The 13,973-nt window shown below is 51.2% G+C and carries 13 protein-coding genes; 12 read left to right on the plus strand and 1 reads right to left on the minus strand.

Translation table 11 applies throughout. The features are described 5' to 3' along the window. Positions 1 to 284 precede the first annotated feature (284 nt). Positions 285 to 1,325, minus strand: coding sequence for a Gfo/Idh/MocA family protein (locus tag KU854_RS02610; RefSeq protein WP_218356934.1), 1,041 nt, complete (start codon positions 1,323 to 1,325; stop codon positions 285 to 287). 342 nt (positions 1,326 to 1,667) lie between these two features. Between KU854_RS02610 and KU854_RS02615 the strand changes: the two genes are divergently transcribed. From KU854_RS02615 to KU854_RS02670, 12 genes are all read left to right on the plus strand, one after another. After that, positions 1,668 to 2,168 carry a TRAP transporter small permease gene (locus KU854_RS02615; RefSeq protein ID WP_218356935.1) on the plus strand — a complete coding sequence of 167 codons (501 nt, stop codon included), beginning with the start codon at positions 1,668 to 1,670 and terminating at the stop codon, positions 2,166 to 2,168. After that, positions 2,165 to 3,457: a TRAP transporter large permease gene (locus KU854_RS02620; protein WP_218356936.1), complete on the plus strand. Its 1,293-nt coding sequence runs from the start codon at positions 2,165 to 2,167 to the stop codon at positions 3,455 to 3,457. The genes KU854_RS02615 and KU854_RS02620 overlap by 4 nt, the downstream gene beginning before the upstream one ends. A gap of 271 nt (positions 3,458 to 3,728) precedes the next feature. Continuing rightward, entirely contained in the window at positions 3,729 to 4,793 is a 1,065-nt protein-coding gene (gene fba, locus KU854_RS02625) for a class II fructose-bisphosphate aldolase (RefSeq protein ID WP_218356937.1), read from the plus strand. 37 nt (positions 4,794 to 4,830) lie between these two features. Then, the gene (locus tag KU854_RS02630) at positions 4,831 to 5,757 is read left to right on the plus strand and encodes a phosphoribulokinase (protein ID WP_054778370.1); all 927 of its coding nucleotides are present in this window, start codon (positions 4,831 to 4,833) and stop codon (positions 5,755 to 5,757) included. 11 nt (positions 5,758 to 5,768) lie between these two features. Then, on the plus strand, positions 5,769 to 6,833 hold the full coding sequence (locus KU854_RS02635; protein ID WP_255555369.1) for a class 1 fructose-bisphosphatase: 1,065 nt from the start codon (positions 5,769 to 5,771) through the stop codon (positions 6,831 to 6,833). A gap of 199 nt (positions 6,834 to 7,032) precedes the next feature. After that, complete coding sequence (locus KU854_RS02640; RefSeq protein WP_054778371.1) at positions 7,033 to 7,956, plus strand: inositol monophosphatase family protein; 924 nt, start codon at positions 7,033 to 7,035, stop codon at positions 7,954 to 7,956. A 187-nt stretch (positions 7,957 to 8,143) separates the two neighbouring features. Then, positions 8,144 to 9,979, plus strand: a complete 1,836-nt coding sequence (locus KU854_RS02645) for an NAD(P)H-dependent oxidoreductase subunit E (RefSeq protein ID WP_218356938.1) — start codon at positions 8,144 to 8,146, stop codon at positions 9,977 to 9,979. Beyond that, positions 9,976 to 10,680 (plus strand): 2Fe-2S iron-sulfur cluster-binding protein, encoded by a 705-nt coding sequence (locus KU854_RS02650; RefSeq protein WP_218356939.1) that lies wholly within the window; start codon positions 9,976 to 9,978, stop codon positions 10,678 to 10,680. The genes KU854_RS02645 and KU854_RS02650 overlap by 4 nt, the downstream gene beginning before the upstream one ends. Continuing rightward, positions 10,677 to 11,309: an NADH-quinone oxidoreductase subunit B family protein gene (locus KU854_RS02655; RefSeq protein WP_218356940.1), complete on the plus strand. Its 633-nt coding sequence runs from the start codon at positions 10,677 to 10,679 to the stop codon at positions 11,307 to 11,309. The genes KU854_RS02650 and KU854_RS02655 overlap by 4 nt, the downstream gene beginning before the upstream one ends. A gap of 14 nt (positions 11,310 to 11,323) precedes the next feature. Then, positions 11,324 to 12,790, plus strand: coding sequence for a Ni/Fe hydrogenase subunit alpha (locus tag KU854_RS02660; protein WP_218356941.1), 1,467 nt, complete (start codon positions 11,324 to 11,326; stop codon positions 12,788 to 12,790). Then, positions 12,774 to 13,325 carry a hydrogenase maturation protease gene (locus KU854_RS02665; protein WP_218356942.1) on the plus strand — a complete coding sequence of 184 codons (552 nt, stop codon included), beginning with the start codon at positions 12,774 to 12,776 and terminating at the stop codon, positions 13,323 to 13,325. The genes KU854_RS02660 and KU854_RS02665 overlap by 17 nt, the downstream gene beginning before the upstream one ends. Further along, positions 13,322 to 13,825, plus strand: coding sequence for a Crp/Fnr family transcriptional regulator (locus KU854_RS02670; protein WP_218356943.1), 504 nt, complete (start codon positions 13,322 to 13,324; stop codon positions 13,823 to 13,825). Before KU854_RS02665 ends, KU854_RS02670 begins: the two co-directional genes overlap by 4 nt. Positions 13,826 to 13,973: the final 148 nt, after the last annotated feature.

A 13,973-nucleotide genomic window follows, 5' to 3' on the forward strand; every position in this document is an offset into this window, starting at 1 on the left:
CGAGTTTACATCAATATTATTGTAGTGTTGGATCTGTGAACATCCGCCCAAAAGTAGTGTTGATATTAATAATGCTTTTTTCATTGTGAATATTAGAATGCGGCAAAAAGAGACGCATTCTAAATCCGTATAGTGGTGTGAAGCAATAAAATACTTTGTTTGTATTACATCTTTTATAACACTAATATAAGTACTTAAATTATATTTTAAGTCCATCAAATTGATAGCTAACAAATTGTTTTTAAATATTAAAATGCGAGCATCTTACATTGGTTAAATTTGAGTCATTTTATGTTTTGTACTGCCTCAACCACCGCTTCTGTCACCCTTAGGTTTTGCAATCCATCCTTCACTGTTACGAGCGGCTTTTCTTCTTTGCGGATCACCCGGCAGAAGTGGTTAAGCTGCTCGACCAAAGGATCTTTTCGATCAAGCGCCATCGCTTCACACTCGAACGGTTTCCACCATGAGCGGTCGTCATCGTTGGCATAGTATTTCAATTGCATCGATGGGACAGAGATTGAGCCTTTGGTGCCTGCAATGTGGTAGCACTCTTCATTTGGGTAACTGGCGTAAGATTTGTTTTCCTGCGACGTTTGCTCCCAACTGCGAGGAGACGCCGCCGTATCAGAGAGAATAAAAGTACCCAGTGCGCCGCTGGCAAAGCGCAAATTAATGGCCACGGTATCTTCGACTTCATATTGGCGCTGGTGGTTGGAAGCCATGGCCTGAACGTCCACAATTTCCCCACACAAATAACGCAGGTTGCCAATTTCATGGATCAGGTTGATCAGGATTGGACCACCGCCTGCCTGGGTTCGCCAAGGCGCGGCTTCGAAATAATCATCCGGCTTATAGAAAAGGGCGCTCCCCTGAACCGCCACCAGATTGCCGAGCTTGCCGGAATCGATCAGCGCTTTGGTCTGTTTGATGATTGGGCTGTGCATCCGGTGATGGCCAACCAATAGAGAATCGTCGATCAATGGATCAACTTGGGCGATTTCCAGCAGGGTGTTGCCTTCTTCCAGCGATTGGGCAACCGGCTTTTCTATTAGGGTCGGGATGCGGTGCTTGATACACATTAAAGCTTGCCGGACATGGAGGTTGTTAGGCGTGGCAAGGATAATGCCGTCGGCAATGTTGGCATTCAACAGCGCTTCCAGATCCTCAAAATGGGGGACGCCTTGTTCGAGTGCAATGACTTTGCTGGCGTCGAATGGATCGACGACAGCCGCCAAATCACAATTCGGGTTTTCGGCAATTAACCGAATGTGATTTTTTCCAATTAATCCTGCCCCAACCACGGCGATCTTTGGCTTGTCCATTTGCACTTTGGTTCATCCCGAACAACTTTATCCATTAAGTGCCCATATTCTCAGCCTTAGCGGAACGGTTGCGTGTCTCTTTTTCCTGAATCTCTTATAAAACACCAGCCTTAACGGGGAAGGAATTCACACCTGCTTTAACATCTGAGACACATTTGGCCGAAATCCAGCAGCCAATTCGTCTAGGCTAAGCACAAAAGGCGTGCAGCAACAGCTCGTGCCCTGAAAACAATAAAAAAGACGTTTTATCGAGAGTTAAGGAAAGCACTTTGGTAGTAAGCAAGGACAAGGAATGCCGTGCTGGGAAGCGTTTAGAGATCTCAGTGTTTGGGGGATCTTAGCTTGAAGTGGGTTTTGCTTTGGTTGAAACGAATTGCCGATGGCGTCGCAGTCATGATGCTGGCCGCGATGTTCCTCATTTTCTGCGCACAAATCTTCTCCCGTTATGTACTGAACGAACCCATAGGGTGGTCAGCCGAGTTATTGCTGACACTTTGGCTGTGGGTGATTTTCTGGGTTGGGGCGTTTTGCCTTCGTGAAAAAGACCACATTCGCTTTGATCTCATATTCCACAGTGTGCCCGGCAAAGCGCAGCGTGTTTTCCTCATCCTTTCTGCTCTGGCACTGATCATCGGTTTCGGTGCCAGTTTTCTTCCCACTTGGGATTACATCACTTTCTACAAAATCAAAAAGAGCGCGATATTGAAATGGCGCTTGAATTACGTATTCAGCATTTATGGCATCTTCCTCGGGGCGATTATTATTCGTTACACCGTCACACTTATTCAGTATTTGAACCCAGGTTATACGTTACCCAACGATGATGGGCAGGTGGACGAATGAGCCTGGCATTAACACTTTGTCTTGCAACGGTATTTTTACTGGCTGGCATTGGCACGCCGGTGTCGTTTTCCATGATTATTGGCGCCATTGTCTATCTGGCGGTCAGTGGCCAAGATTTGGCGTTGGCTGGTGAGCAGATTATTCAGGGCTTCTACAACAGCTTTATCCTGTTGGCGGTACCGCTGTTTATTGTGGCGGCCAACATCATGAATGCGGGGAGTATTACTGACAGGCTTCTCAAGTTCTGTGTTGCCATGGTCGGGCATTTTCGCGGTGGGCTTGGCCATGTGAACATCGTTTCCAGCCTGATTTTTTCCGGCATGTCAGGATCTGCAGTGGCTGATGCGGCAGGGGTTGGGCGTGTCATCATCAATATGATGACAAAAGATGGCCGGTATCCTCCCAGTTACGCCGCCGCCATCACTGCGGCCTCAGCAACCATCGGACCTATCATTCCGCCCTCGATCCCTATGGTGATTTATGCGCTGGTGTCAGATACCTCGGTTGGGTATCTCTTTATGGCCGGGCTTTTACCGGGGCTTTTAATGGGCGCGGTGCTGATGGCGTTTAATGCCTACATGGCGACCAAACTGGATATTCCCAAAGAGCCAAAAACACCCACCAAAGAGATCCCCGGCATTACGCTGCGGGCTTTGCCGACCCTGATGATGCCCGGCATTTTACTCTTCGGGATTTATGGGGGGATCACCACACCAACAGAAGCGGCAGCAGTAGCAGCGGCGTATGCGTTGATCCTTTCGGTAATTTATCGCTCCATCAGTTTTAAACAGCTCTATCACGCATTGAAAGAAAGTGCGTATTCCTCAGCGTCTGTGGGATTGGTGATTGGTTCCGCGCTTATCTTCAACTACATCATTGCCACGGAGAATGTGCCAACAGCCATCGCGCAGTGGATAGGGGCGTCAGATTTCTCCCCGCTGGCGTTTTTGTTGATGGTTAACCTAATCTATCTGGGCTTGGGTTTTCTGTTGGACGCCACCACGGTGATTTTGGTGATCGTCCCGCTGTTTATACCGGCTTGCCGCGAACTGGGTATCGATCTGGTGCACTTCGGCGTGGTGACCGTGGTAAACCTGATGATTGGCCTTATCACGCCGCCTTACGGTGTGTTGCTGTTTGTCATTAACGGCACAACCAAAATCCCGCTGGCAGGCATTGTGAAACAGGTCGTCCCGTTCATTTTTGTGCTGCTTGCCGCGCTGCTTGTGATGATCCTTTCCCCTGATTTGGTACTGGCTATTCCCAGAATGATGGGATACCAAGGCTAGTTTTCTGCCCGTGCCAGTCACGGGCAAAAGCCCACAAATCTCGCTGTCCGTACATTTCTACTTCCCGTAAAAAGTCCGTTTTCCCCTTGGTGATAATGACTCAATAGGCTGATTTTATTGGCCTGTTTTGCCTTATTTGGTGCATATAAAAATAACTTATCCAAGCCAGTTTAATTCCTGATTGGTCTTGCTCTTTCTCTCCCGATAACGTGAAAGCCATAAAGATTTCGCGGTTTTATGCATTACAACGAAAACGGACAAGGAGAGAGTTATGGCATTAATCAGCCTGAGGCAATTGCTAGACCATGCGGCAGAGCACGGTTACGGCGTGCCGGCGTTTAACGTGAATAACATGGAACAGGTTCAGGCCATCATGCGCGCTGCAGCGCAATGTGACAGCCCGGTTATCTTACAAACCTCAGCCGGTGCGCGTAGCTATGCAGGCGCACCGTTTCTTCGTCACCTGATCCTCGCGTCTTTGGAGGAGTGGCCTCATATTCCCGTCTGCGTCCATCAGGATCACGGTGCTTCTCCGGCGGTTTGCGTGCAGTCAATACAACAGGGCTTTTCGTCAGTGATGATGGACGGTTCATTGCTGGAGGATATGAAAACGCCAGCGAGCTACGAATACAACTGCGACGTGACAGGCCGAGTCGTGAATATGGCTCATGCATGCGGGGTATCCGTTGAGGGGGAGTTGGGTTGCCTCGGCTCACTGGAAACAGGGGAAGCGGGTGAAGAAGACGGCTCCGGCGCGGAAGGCATACTGAGTCACGAACAATTGCTGACAGACCCGGAAGAAGCCGCCTTATTTGTGCGCCAAACTGGCGTGGATGCACTCGCCATTGCCATCGGTACCAGCCACGGCGCCTACAAATTTACCCGTCCACCGACAGGCGACATTCTTGCTATTGACCGTATCAAAGCCATTCATGAGCGCATTCCCGATACCCACCTCGTAATGCACGGCTCGTCTTCTGTGCCGCAGGAATGGTTGAAGATCATCAATGAATACGGCGGCGACATGGGCGAAACCTATGGCGTGCCGGTAGAAGAGATCGTTGAAGGGATCCGCCACGGTGTGCGCAAGGTGAATATCGACACCGACCTTCGCATGGCAAGCACAGGAGCCGTGCGCAAATTCCTGGCCGAGAACGGTTCGAACTTCGACCCCAGGAAATTCCTCAGTGCCGCGACCAACGGCATGCAGAACATCTGTCAGGATCGCTATGAAGCGTTTGGGTGTGTCGGCATGGCTTCCAAAATCTCGCCAATTAACCTCGAACAGATGGCATTGCGCTACGCCAGTGGCGAGTTGAATCCGTCCGTCCATTAACGGCAGGCAGTTCATATCTTTAGCAAGGAGAAGAGTTATGTCTGTAAAACACCCAATTTTGGCCGTAACGGGCTCATCCGGTGCAGGTACTTCGACCGTAAAAAACGCGATGGAGCAAATCTTTCGCCGTAATCAATTCAACGCTGCGGTGGTAGAAGGCGACAGTTACCATATGTATGACCGCGCAGAGATGCGCGAGCGCTTGAAACGGGCGCAGGAGAAAGGCAAAAACCTTAGCCATTTTGGCCCGGAAGGGAACAATTTTGACGAGCTGGAAAACACCTTCCGCACCTATGCAGAAACGGGCTCAGCAATGCGCCGCTACTACATTCACAATGAAGAAGAGGCGCGGCTGCACAATCAAAAAGCGGGCGGCTTTACCGATTGGCAACCCATTCCCGAAGGTTCAGACCTGCTGTTCTATGAAGGCTTGCATGGCGGTGTAGTAACGGCGAAAAACAATGTTGCCCAGTATGTCGACCTGTTGATTGGCGTGGTACCCATTGTGAATCTTGAGTGGATTCAGAAAATCCACCGCGATACCAATGTGCGCGGCTATAGCCGTGACGCTGTAACGGATACCATATTGCGCCGTATGCATGACTACGTGCATTACATCACGCCGCAGTTTTCCCTTACCGACATCAATTTCCAGCGCGTGCCCATGGTCGATACCTCGAATCCGTTTATCGCCCGCGACATTCCAACCCTGGATGAAAGCATGGTGGTTATCCGCTTCCGCGACCCGAAAAAAACCGGTGTCGACTTCCAATATTTGTTGAACATGGTGGATGGTTCGTTCATGTCGCGTCGAAACAACATTGTGGTGCCCGGCGGGAAAATGGGGCTGGCGATGGAACTTGTCATGCAGCCGTTGATTGAGGAGCTGGTATTCAGTGGCTCCAACCGGGTGAGTGTTGCCACCACACACGATCGCTTTGCCAAGCGTGAAGTGAGCGTATAAGGAGATTCACTATGATGAGAAAAGGGACGACATTTACCCGCTTTATTATCGAAGAGCAGCGACGCATTCCCAACACCACCGGTGAGTTCACCTTGCTGCTCAGTGCCATTGTCACCGCCTGCAAAGAGATTTCCGATGGCGTAAACCGCGGCCAGCTGATCAATGTGCTTGGCAGCGCCGATACAGAAAACGTACAGGGCGAAACACAGAAGAAACTCGACATTATTTCCAATGAAATCATGCTCAAAGCATTGGAATGGGGTGGACACCTGTCTGGCATGGCGTCTGAGGAAATGGAAGACGTTTATCCCATTCCGGCACGCTTTCCGAAAGGGAAATATCTGGTGGTGTTTGACCCACTGGATGGCTCTTCCAACACAGAAATTAACGTTTCTATCGGCACCATTTTTTCCATTCTCCGCTGTCCTGAGGGCATCACCAATCCGACGGAAGCGGACTTTTTACAACCAGGCACGCAACAGGTTTGCGCGGGATATGTGCTCTATGGCCCCGCGACAAATTTGGTGCTGACTACAGGGCAAGGGGTGAACGGCTTCACGCTGGATCAGGACATTGGCGAGTTTATCCTTACTAATCCCAAGCTGAAAATTCCCACAGCGGCCAAAGAGTTCGCGATCAATATGTCTAACCAGCGCTACTGGGAACCGGCGATTAAACGCTATATCGATGAGTTGATTGCAGGAGATGACGGCCCGCGTGAGAAAAACTTCAATACCCGCTGGATAGCCTCCATGGTGGCGGAAGTGCACCGGATCCTGATGCGCGGCGGTATCTTTCTCTATCCGAAAGATGGGCGGGAGAATGTGCACAAAGGGCGTTTGCGCCTGCTTTATGAAGCTAATCCCATGAGCTTTATCATCGAGCAGGCCGGAGGCGCAGCGTCTACAGGACGAGGACGCATCCTCTCTGTCGTACCGGACAGTCTGCACCAGCGTATCCCTGTGATCATCGGCGCGAAAGAAGAAGTCGAGCGGGTTGAGCAATATCACCGCGAAATGGATGCAACATTGGGTGAGCAAGCCGTGCCTCACCGGCAAATGGAACCCACTACTTAAGCCCACACCTTGCCCACTCAATGTGGGCTTTTTTTTCACTGGAAGTTCCCTTACCACTTCATTCTAAAACTGGATAGTCACTGACAGGTAAACGCGAAGTATTTGCCGTGGTCTGATTTTAAATTATTGAAAAATATTGAATTAACATTGCATCAACAATTGGCATTGTGTTTGCAGTTACAAATTGGAGGAAACAGCGATGAAAGGAAAGTCATCCAATATGGTTTCAAAGTTGCAGTTGTTTACGTTGCTAAATATGTCTGAACAAGCCGTGAGGGAGTGCTTGAGTGGCATCGTGCGTGAAGCCGCCCAACAGGCAGTCGTTCCCAGTTTTAAGCATTTGAACGGCGATATTGATGTTTCCTTCAAAAGCAACAACGACATAGTGACTGAAGCGGATGTCGATATGCAGCAACGTATCAACGACGCCCTGAACGAAATCTGGCCCGATATCCCTGTGTTAGGTGAAGAGCAGGCAGCAGCAGTCCAACAAGCCATTTTGCAGACCGGGAGCGGCGCATTCTGGGTGTTGGATCCAATTGATGGCACCAGCAATTTCGCGTTTGGCATTCCCTATTTTTGTACATCGCTATCACTGGTTTACGAGCACCAGGTGCAATTAGGGCTGGTTTACGACCCCATCCGAGACGAGTGCTTTTTTGCCACCCGACAAGGCGGCGCCAGCCTCAATGGCGAGATCCTGGACAGCACCGCGCTCAATGTTCCGGCCAAGCTGGAAAACGTCATGGCCTTGGTAGATTTCAAACGGCTTTCACCGGTTTTGGCGACCGCACTGGCTTCCACGCCACCTTACCGCTCTCAACGTAGTTTTGGAGCAAGCGCTCTGGATTGGTGTTGGATTGCCGCCAATCGCTGTCAATTGTACCTGCATGGCGGGCAGAAGCTTTGGGATTACTCAGCGGGGTGGCTGATCCTGAAAGAAGCGGGCGGGGAATCCTCTTCGTTTGATGGCACACCGGTTTTCAAGCCAGCCCTGGCATCACGCAACGTACTTGCCGCGTCACACCCTGTGCTGTTCAAACAATGGCAGCAATGGTTATCGCCATTCGTCACTTCAAAAACCGGACAAAACAGCGGGGTACGTATCTTTGACCCTGGATAATGACCCTGGATAAAACCGACAAATATTCAGGCGCTTGTCACCGCTAAGCGCCCAATAACAATAAGTCACTGACACTTTGGCCCAACTTACATCGCAAGAGGGTAAGCACCGTTTTGCCCAAATTTCGCTGGCTCTGTCGTTGTAAGCAACACCACAGCGGACAGGAAGTAGCACAAAGGAGTAAGCAATGAGCAAAAACGTAGAAGCGATATTAACGCGCTATCAACACCGCCGTGAGCGGCTGATTGATATGCTGCTCGCGATACAGGATGCTGATGGATATATCTCTGATTCCTCAGTTCATGTATTGGCAAACGGGCTGAATCTGTCGCCGTTGGACGTGAGAGAGACACTTTCTTTTTATCACTTTCTTCACGATGAACCGGCCGGAGAGCACAAAATCTATCTGGCCGATACCGTCATAGCTCGAATGAATGGCTATGAAGACGTCAGAGAAGCGCTGGAAAAGGCCACCGGATGTGAGTTTGGCTCGGTGTCCGCCAATGGCCGCTTTGGGCTCTATGACACTCACTGTATCGGCTTGTCTGATCAGGAACCCGCGATGTTGGTGGACGGCATCCCGTTTACGCGCCTTACGCCGGACAAAGCCCGCACCCTGATTGCCGCCCTGAATGCCGGGGTATCGCCTGCATCGCTGGCAAACCCCAAAGGTTTGGCTGCGGATAGCCTTGCGTATATTGAGGAACTCGTTGAGTCCAATATACGTCAGTCTGGCCCCGTCTTTTTCTCTGATGCGATTGATGTGGATACCGTTATCCGTGACGTTGTCACTCAATTGCCTGCTGAAATCATTGATGCAACCAGCACATCCAAACTGCGAGGCCGCGGTGGTGCGGGTTTTTCTGCCGGGTTGAAATGGCGTTTGTGTTATGACGCGGTCGGCAGTGAAAAATATGTCATCTGTAACGCCGATGAAGGGGAGCCAGGCACCTTTAAAGACAGGGTGATCCTCACACATGCACCAGAGCAGGTCTTTGCCGGTATGATCATTGGCGGCTACGCCACAGGCGCCAAAGAAGGGATCATTTACCTTCGTTACGAATACCGCTTTTTGGTTGAGTACCTCGAAAAAACTCTGCAGTCACTGCGCGAACGCAATCTGCTGGGTAAAGCGATTGGCGGAAACACCGGTTTTGACTTCGATATCCGCATTCAACTGGGCGCGGGAGCTTATATTTGTGGGGATGAATCAGCACTGATTGAGTCCTGCGAAGGCAAGCGCGGCACGCCGCGTGTTAAGCCGCCGTTCCCTGTTCATCAGGGGTATCTGGGTTGCCCAACGGCAGTCAATAACGTTGAAACTCTGGCAAACGTCACCCGCATCTTTGAAAAAGGTGCGCGTTGGTATGAAGCCATGGGTACCTCTGAATCGGCGGGTACGCGCTTAATCAGCGTTTCCGGTGATGTAGACAAGGCCGGTATCTACGAAATTGAGTGGGGTATTTCCCTTAAGGATGTACTGGAAACCGTCGGCGCACGAAATCCAAGGGTCGTGCAGGTCAGTGGTCCATCTGGTGAGTGCGTCTCTGCCGCCAAAGACGGTAACCGTGTCTTCTCCTACAAAGACCTCTCCTGTAACGGTTCGTTGATGGTGTTCAGTTATGAACGCAATCTGCTGGATATCGTCAGGCAGTTTATCCATTTCTTTATGGAAGAATCCTGCGGGATTTGTGTGCCATGCCGCGCCGGTAATGTGGAGCTTCACAACAAGATCTCCTTGATCATCGAAGGGCGTGCGGTTGAGCAGGATCTCGATGAAATCATCGCCTGGAGCAAGATCATCCGTGGTGCAAGCCGATGTGGCTTGGGCACTACGTCCCCAAAACCTATCCTGACGTCGCTCAGTGCGTTTCCCGAGGAATACCATAAAAAGCTAGTCACCCAGAGCGGACCATTGCTGGCGTCGTTTGATCTCAACGAGGCGCTGGAAGGTTATGCAATAGCCACCGAAGCCCTGATGGATGATACAGGGGCAGACCAAGCAACGGAGGTGTCGAAATGAGCATTAAATTAACCATCGACGGCAAGGAAGTGACCGCAGACGAAAACCAGATGCTGGTGGATGTCGCACTCGATAACGGTGTGTATATCCCAACGCTCTGCTACCAGCGCGGGAAGCCGTGCCTGGGCACCTGCCGGGTTTGTACCTGCAAAGTCAATGGCAACAATGTGGCGTCCTGCACCATGCCGGTTTCTGAAGGCATGGTGGTGGAAGTGAACGAACCCGAAACCACAGACATCCGCAAGGCATTGATAGAAATGCTGTTTGTGGAAGGTAAGCACAATTGCCCAAGCTGCGAAAAGAGCGGTCGATGTGACTTACAGGCGGTGGGTTATGAAACCGGCATGATGGTATCGCGTTTTCCTTACCGTTTCCCGGTTACCGAGAACGACTTCCGATCAGAAAAGATCTGGTTGGAGCGTGATCGCTGCATTTTCTGCCAGCGTTGCGTGGAGTTCGTGAAAGATCGTGAGTCCGGCAGGAAGATCTTCAACATCAGCGGCCGTGGAGCAAACGCCCGTATCGAAATCGATGTCGCGTTGGCAGACAAAATGAGTGACCAGCAGGTGACTGAAGCCATGGAACTGTGTCCTGTCGGCTGCATCCTGAAAAAAGCCGTAGGCTTTGATGCGCCAATCGGTAAACGCAAGTTTGATATTGAATCTGTGCGCGAGCGTGCGATTGGGAGGGAAAGCAAATGAGTAACCATTCTCACAACAGTAACGTGATTTTTTCCCACGACTTACCACGCACGCCGCTGGATGAAGAAACCCAGGCTTTGCGGGATGGCAAGATCAAAGTCGCCATGATTGGCCTTTGTGGCTGCTGGGGCTGCACCTTGTCTTTTCTGGATATGGACAGCCGCCTGGTGGACTTGCTGGGTAAAGTCACCATCACACGTTCTTCGATTACCGACATCAAACGTATCCCGGAGCGCTGCACCATCGGATTTGTCGAGGGGGGCATTGCCAACGAGGAGAACATAGAAACCCTCGAACACTTCCGGGAGAACTGCGACATCCTGATTTCTGTCGGTGCCTGTGCAGTATGGGGCGGCGTGCCGGCCATGCGCAATCAGGTATCGCTGACTGAATGTCTGGATGAAGCCTATATCTCGTCAACAACCCGTCCGCCTGGCACAGAAAACGTGATTCCCCACATTGATGTTCCCCGCATCACCACCAAGGTCTATCCCGCCCATGAAGTGGTGAAAATGGATTACTTCATCCCGGGTTGTCCACCGGATGGCGATGCCATCTTCAAGGTGCTCGATGATCTGGTGAATGGCCGGGAAGTCGATTTGCCGACGTCTGTTAACCGTTACGACTGAAGGGAGAAAGGATTATGAGTAAAACACTCGTCATTGATCCGGTAACGCGGATTGAAGGGCACGGAAAAGTCACCCTCCAGTTGGATGACAACAACAAGGTAGTGGATGCACGGCTCCAGGTGGTCGAATTCCGTGGTTTTGAACGCTTCATTCAAGGGCACCCATATTGGGAAGCGCCGATGTTGCTGCAACGCATTTGTGGTATCTGCTTTGTCAGTCATCATCTTTGTGGCGCGAAAGCGCTGGATGACATGGTTGGTGTCGGCCTGAAAGACGGCATTAAGATGCTGCCGACGCCGGAAAAAATGCGTCGTTTAGGCCATTACGCCCAACAGTTACAGTCTCATGTAACGGCCTATTTCTACCTGATTGCGCCGGAAATGGTGTTCGGCATTGAATCCGCGCCGGAAAAACGCAATGTGCTCGGTCTGGCGGAAGCCAATCCGGAACTGGTGAAACGGGTGATTGAACTACGACGCTGGGGTCAGGAGTTGATTGTGGCTGTGCTGGGTAAGCGCATGCACGGTATCAGCTCGATCCCGGGTGGGGTGAACAACAACCTCAGCATTGAAGTGCGGGATAAGTTCCTCAAAGGCACCGACGATCTGCTTTCTATCGACGAGGTGATTGATTACGCGCAGGACGCCCTCAACCTGTTTTACAGCTATCACGAAGCGCACCGCGACGAAATTGATAACTTCGGTATCACCAAGGCGCTGGATATGTGTCTGGTCGATGAAAACGGCGACGTGGATTACTACCACGGCGACATGAAAGTGATCGACGAAAACAAAAACGTGGTGCTGGAAACCAACTATCACGACTACCTCGACCATTTCTCCGAAGCGACAGAAGCCTGGAGTTACATGAAATTCCCATACCTGAAAGCCATGGGTCGGGAAGCGGGCTCTGTCCGGGTTGGGCCTTTGGCGCGCCTCAATGTAACCCGCCGCTATAACACGCCGCTGGCACAGGAAGCGCTGGAACGTTTCCATGACTACACCAAGGGCAAAGCCAACAACATGACCCTGCATACCAACTGGGCGCGGGCGATTGAAATCCTGCATTCTGCAGAGCTGATCAAAGATTTGCTCAATGACCCGGACTTACAAGGGGAAAATTTACTGCTGAATACCACGCCGGAGTTGTGGACAGGTGAAGGCGTCGGCGTTGTAGAAGCGCCCCGTGGAACCTTGCTTCACCACTACCGCGCAGATCAGGCAGGGAATATGACCTTTGCCAACCTGATTGTTTCCACCACCCAGAACAACACGGCCATGAACCGCACTGTAAAGGCCGTGGCGCAGGAGTGGATTTCGGGCAAAGCAGAGATCACCGAAGGCATGATGAATGCCATAGAAGTCGGGATTCGTGCTTATGACCCATGTCTGAGTTGTGCCACCCACGCCATGGGACAAATGCCACTTCAGATCACCATGCTGGACGCGAAAGGAAGGTTGATTGATGAAAAATTCCGATAAATCACTGCCACTCGATGCCTTCGACCTTATCTATGGCATCGGCAATGTAGGGCGTGAGGATGATGGGCTGGGATGGGCGTTTATTGATGCCATTGAGGCGGAAAAGCTCTCCGATGCCCAGTTGGTTCGTCACTATCAACTCTTCTTTGAGGATGTGGATTTAATCCGCCGCCACCAACGGGTGTTGTTTGTGGACGCCACCAAAGCAGATACCTCAAGACGGTTTGCGATGGAGCGCGTGGCGCCGAGGCTGGATGACAGTTTCACCTCCCACGCCATCTCCGTGCAAAGCATCGTCGCCATGTGTCACCAGTGTTATGGTGTTTATCCCGATATTTGGCTGCTCACCATAAAAGGTTACTCGTGGGAGCTGTCAGAAGGGCTGACGAAAAAAGCACAGGCCAACCTGTATGCGGCACTTAACGCTGTGCAGTTTACCGGTGTGGAGGAAACAGATACGCGCCCGGCGCTAGAGCGTGTGAACAGCGCTCTGGCTGAAAACGGACAACAGACACTAACAAGGATATCAAGATGAACAAACCCAATGCAGAAAACGTGGCCCGCCTGATCCTTGAAGCGCCGATTGGGCAATATATAGGTGAAGACGGTGCAGCCGTTTTGGCGCAGCAAGCCGCAAGGGAAATGACGCTGGAAGATGGCGAATTTCTTTACCGCGCCGGGGACACAGCGAACAGCTTTTACATTGTGACAGAAGGCAGACTGGCCTTTTGCCGGGAAAACAAAAGCTCAGGAAAAATAAACCTGCTGCACACTCTGCATCAGGGGGATTTGATTGGCGAGCTTAGTTTTATCGATGGCGAACCTAGGTCTATTTCCGTTCAGTCTATCGGTTCAGCACGGTTGCTTTGTTTCGACCGTGACAGCATTGACCCGCTGATCACCTCACATCCCAAGCTGGTGTTTGATTTCATGCGTGCGGTAGTGAAAAGGGTTCACCACACCGTCGCTGCAATCGGTCAGCAGCAGGCTGAATTGGCCGACTACATCGCCACAGGAGGGAAAGGGCGTTACTAAGCGTGATCCTCCCGACATGAAACATTGATTCCTTTCGTTCCCCCGTTGCACTTCCGACAACGGGGGCTTTTTCTATCTGCCGTTCTGTTTCTGCCAGACCAAAACCTCATCAAACCGCCTCAATATGGAAAGAAAGTGTCCAGTTTTG

The sequence above is a fragment of the Enterovibrio paralichthyis genome, from assembly GCF_019209835.1.
GTDB lineage: Bacteria > Pseudomonadota > Gammaproteobacteria > Enterobacterales > Vibrionaceae > Enterovibrio > Enterovibrio paralichthyis.

Coding starts and splice junctions, on each gene's coding strand:
- KU854_RS02610 (WP_218356934.1), bottom strand. CDS start 1,325: ATGGACAAGCCAAAGATCGCCGTGGTTGGGGCAGGATTAATTGGAAAA.
- KU854_RS02620 (WP_218356936.1), top strand. CDS start 2,165: ATGAGCCTGGCATTAACACTTTGTCTTGCAACGGTATTTTTACTGGCT.
- fba (WP_218356937.1), top strand. CDS start 3,729: ATGGCATTAATCAGCCTGAGGCAATTGCTAGACCATGCGGCAGAGCAC.
- KU854_RS02630 (WP_054778370.1), top strand. CDS start 4,831: ATGTCTGTAAAACACCCAATTTTGGCCGTAACGGGCTCATCCGGTGCA.
- KU854_RS02635 (WP_255555369.1), top strand. CDS start 5,769: ATGATGAGAAAAGGGACGACATTTACCCGCTTTATTATCGAAGAGCAG.
- KU854_RS02640 (WP_054778371.1), top strand. CDS start 7,033: ATGAAAGGAAAGTCATCCAATATGGTTTCAAAGTTGCAGTTGTTTACG.
- KU854_RS02645 (WP_218356938.1), top strand. CDS start 8,144: ATGAGCAAAAACGTAGAAGCGATATTAACGCGCTATCAACACCGCCGT.
- KU854_RS02650 (WP_218356939.1), top strand. CDS start 9,976: ATGAGCATTAAATTAACCATCGACGGCAAGGAAGTGACCGCAGACGAA.
- KU854_RS02655 (WP_218356940.1), top strand. CDS start 10,677: ATGAGTAACCATTCTCACAACAGTAACGTGATTTTTTCCCACGACTTA.
- KU854_RS02660 (WP_218356941.1), top strand. CDS start 11,324: ATGAGTAAAACACTCGTCATTGATCCGGTAACGCGGATTGAAGGGCAC.
- KU854_RS02665 (WP_218356942.1), top strand. CDS start 12,774: ATGAAAAATTCCGATAAATCACTGCCACTCGATGCCTTCGACCTTATC.
- KU854_RS02670 (WP_218356943.1), top strand. CDS start 13,322: ATGAACAAACCCAATGCAGAAAACGTGGCCCGCCTGATCCTTGAAGCG.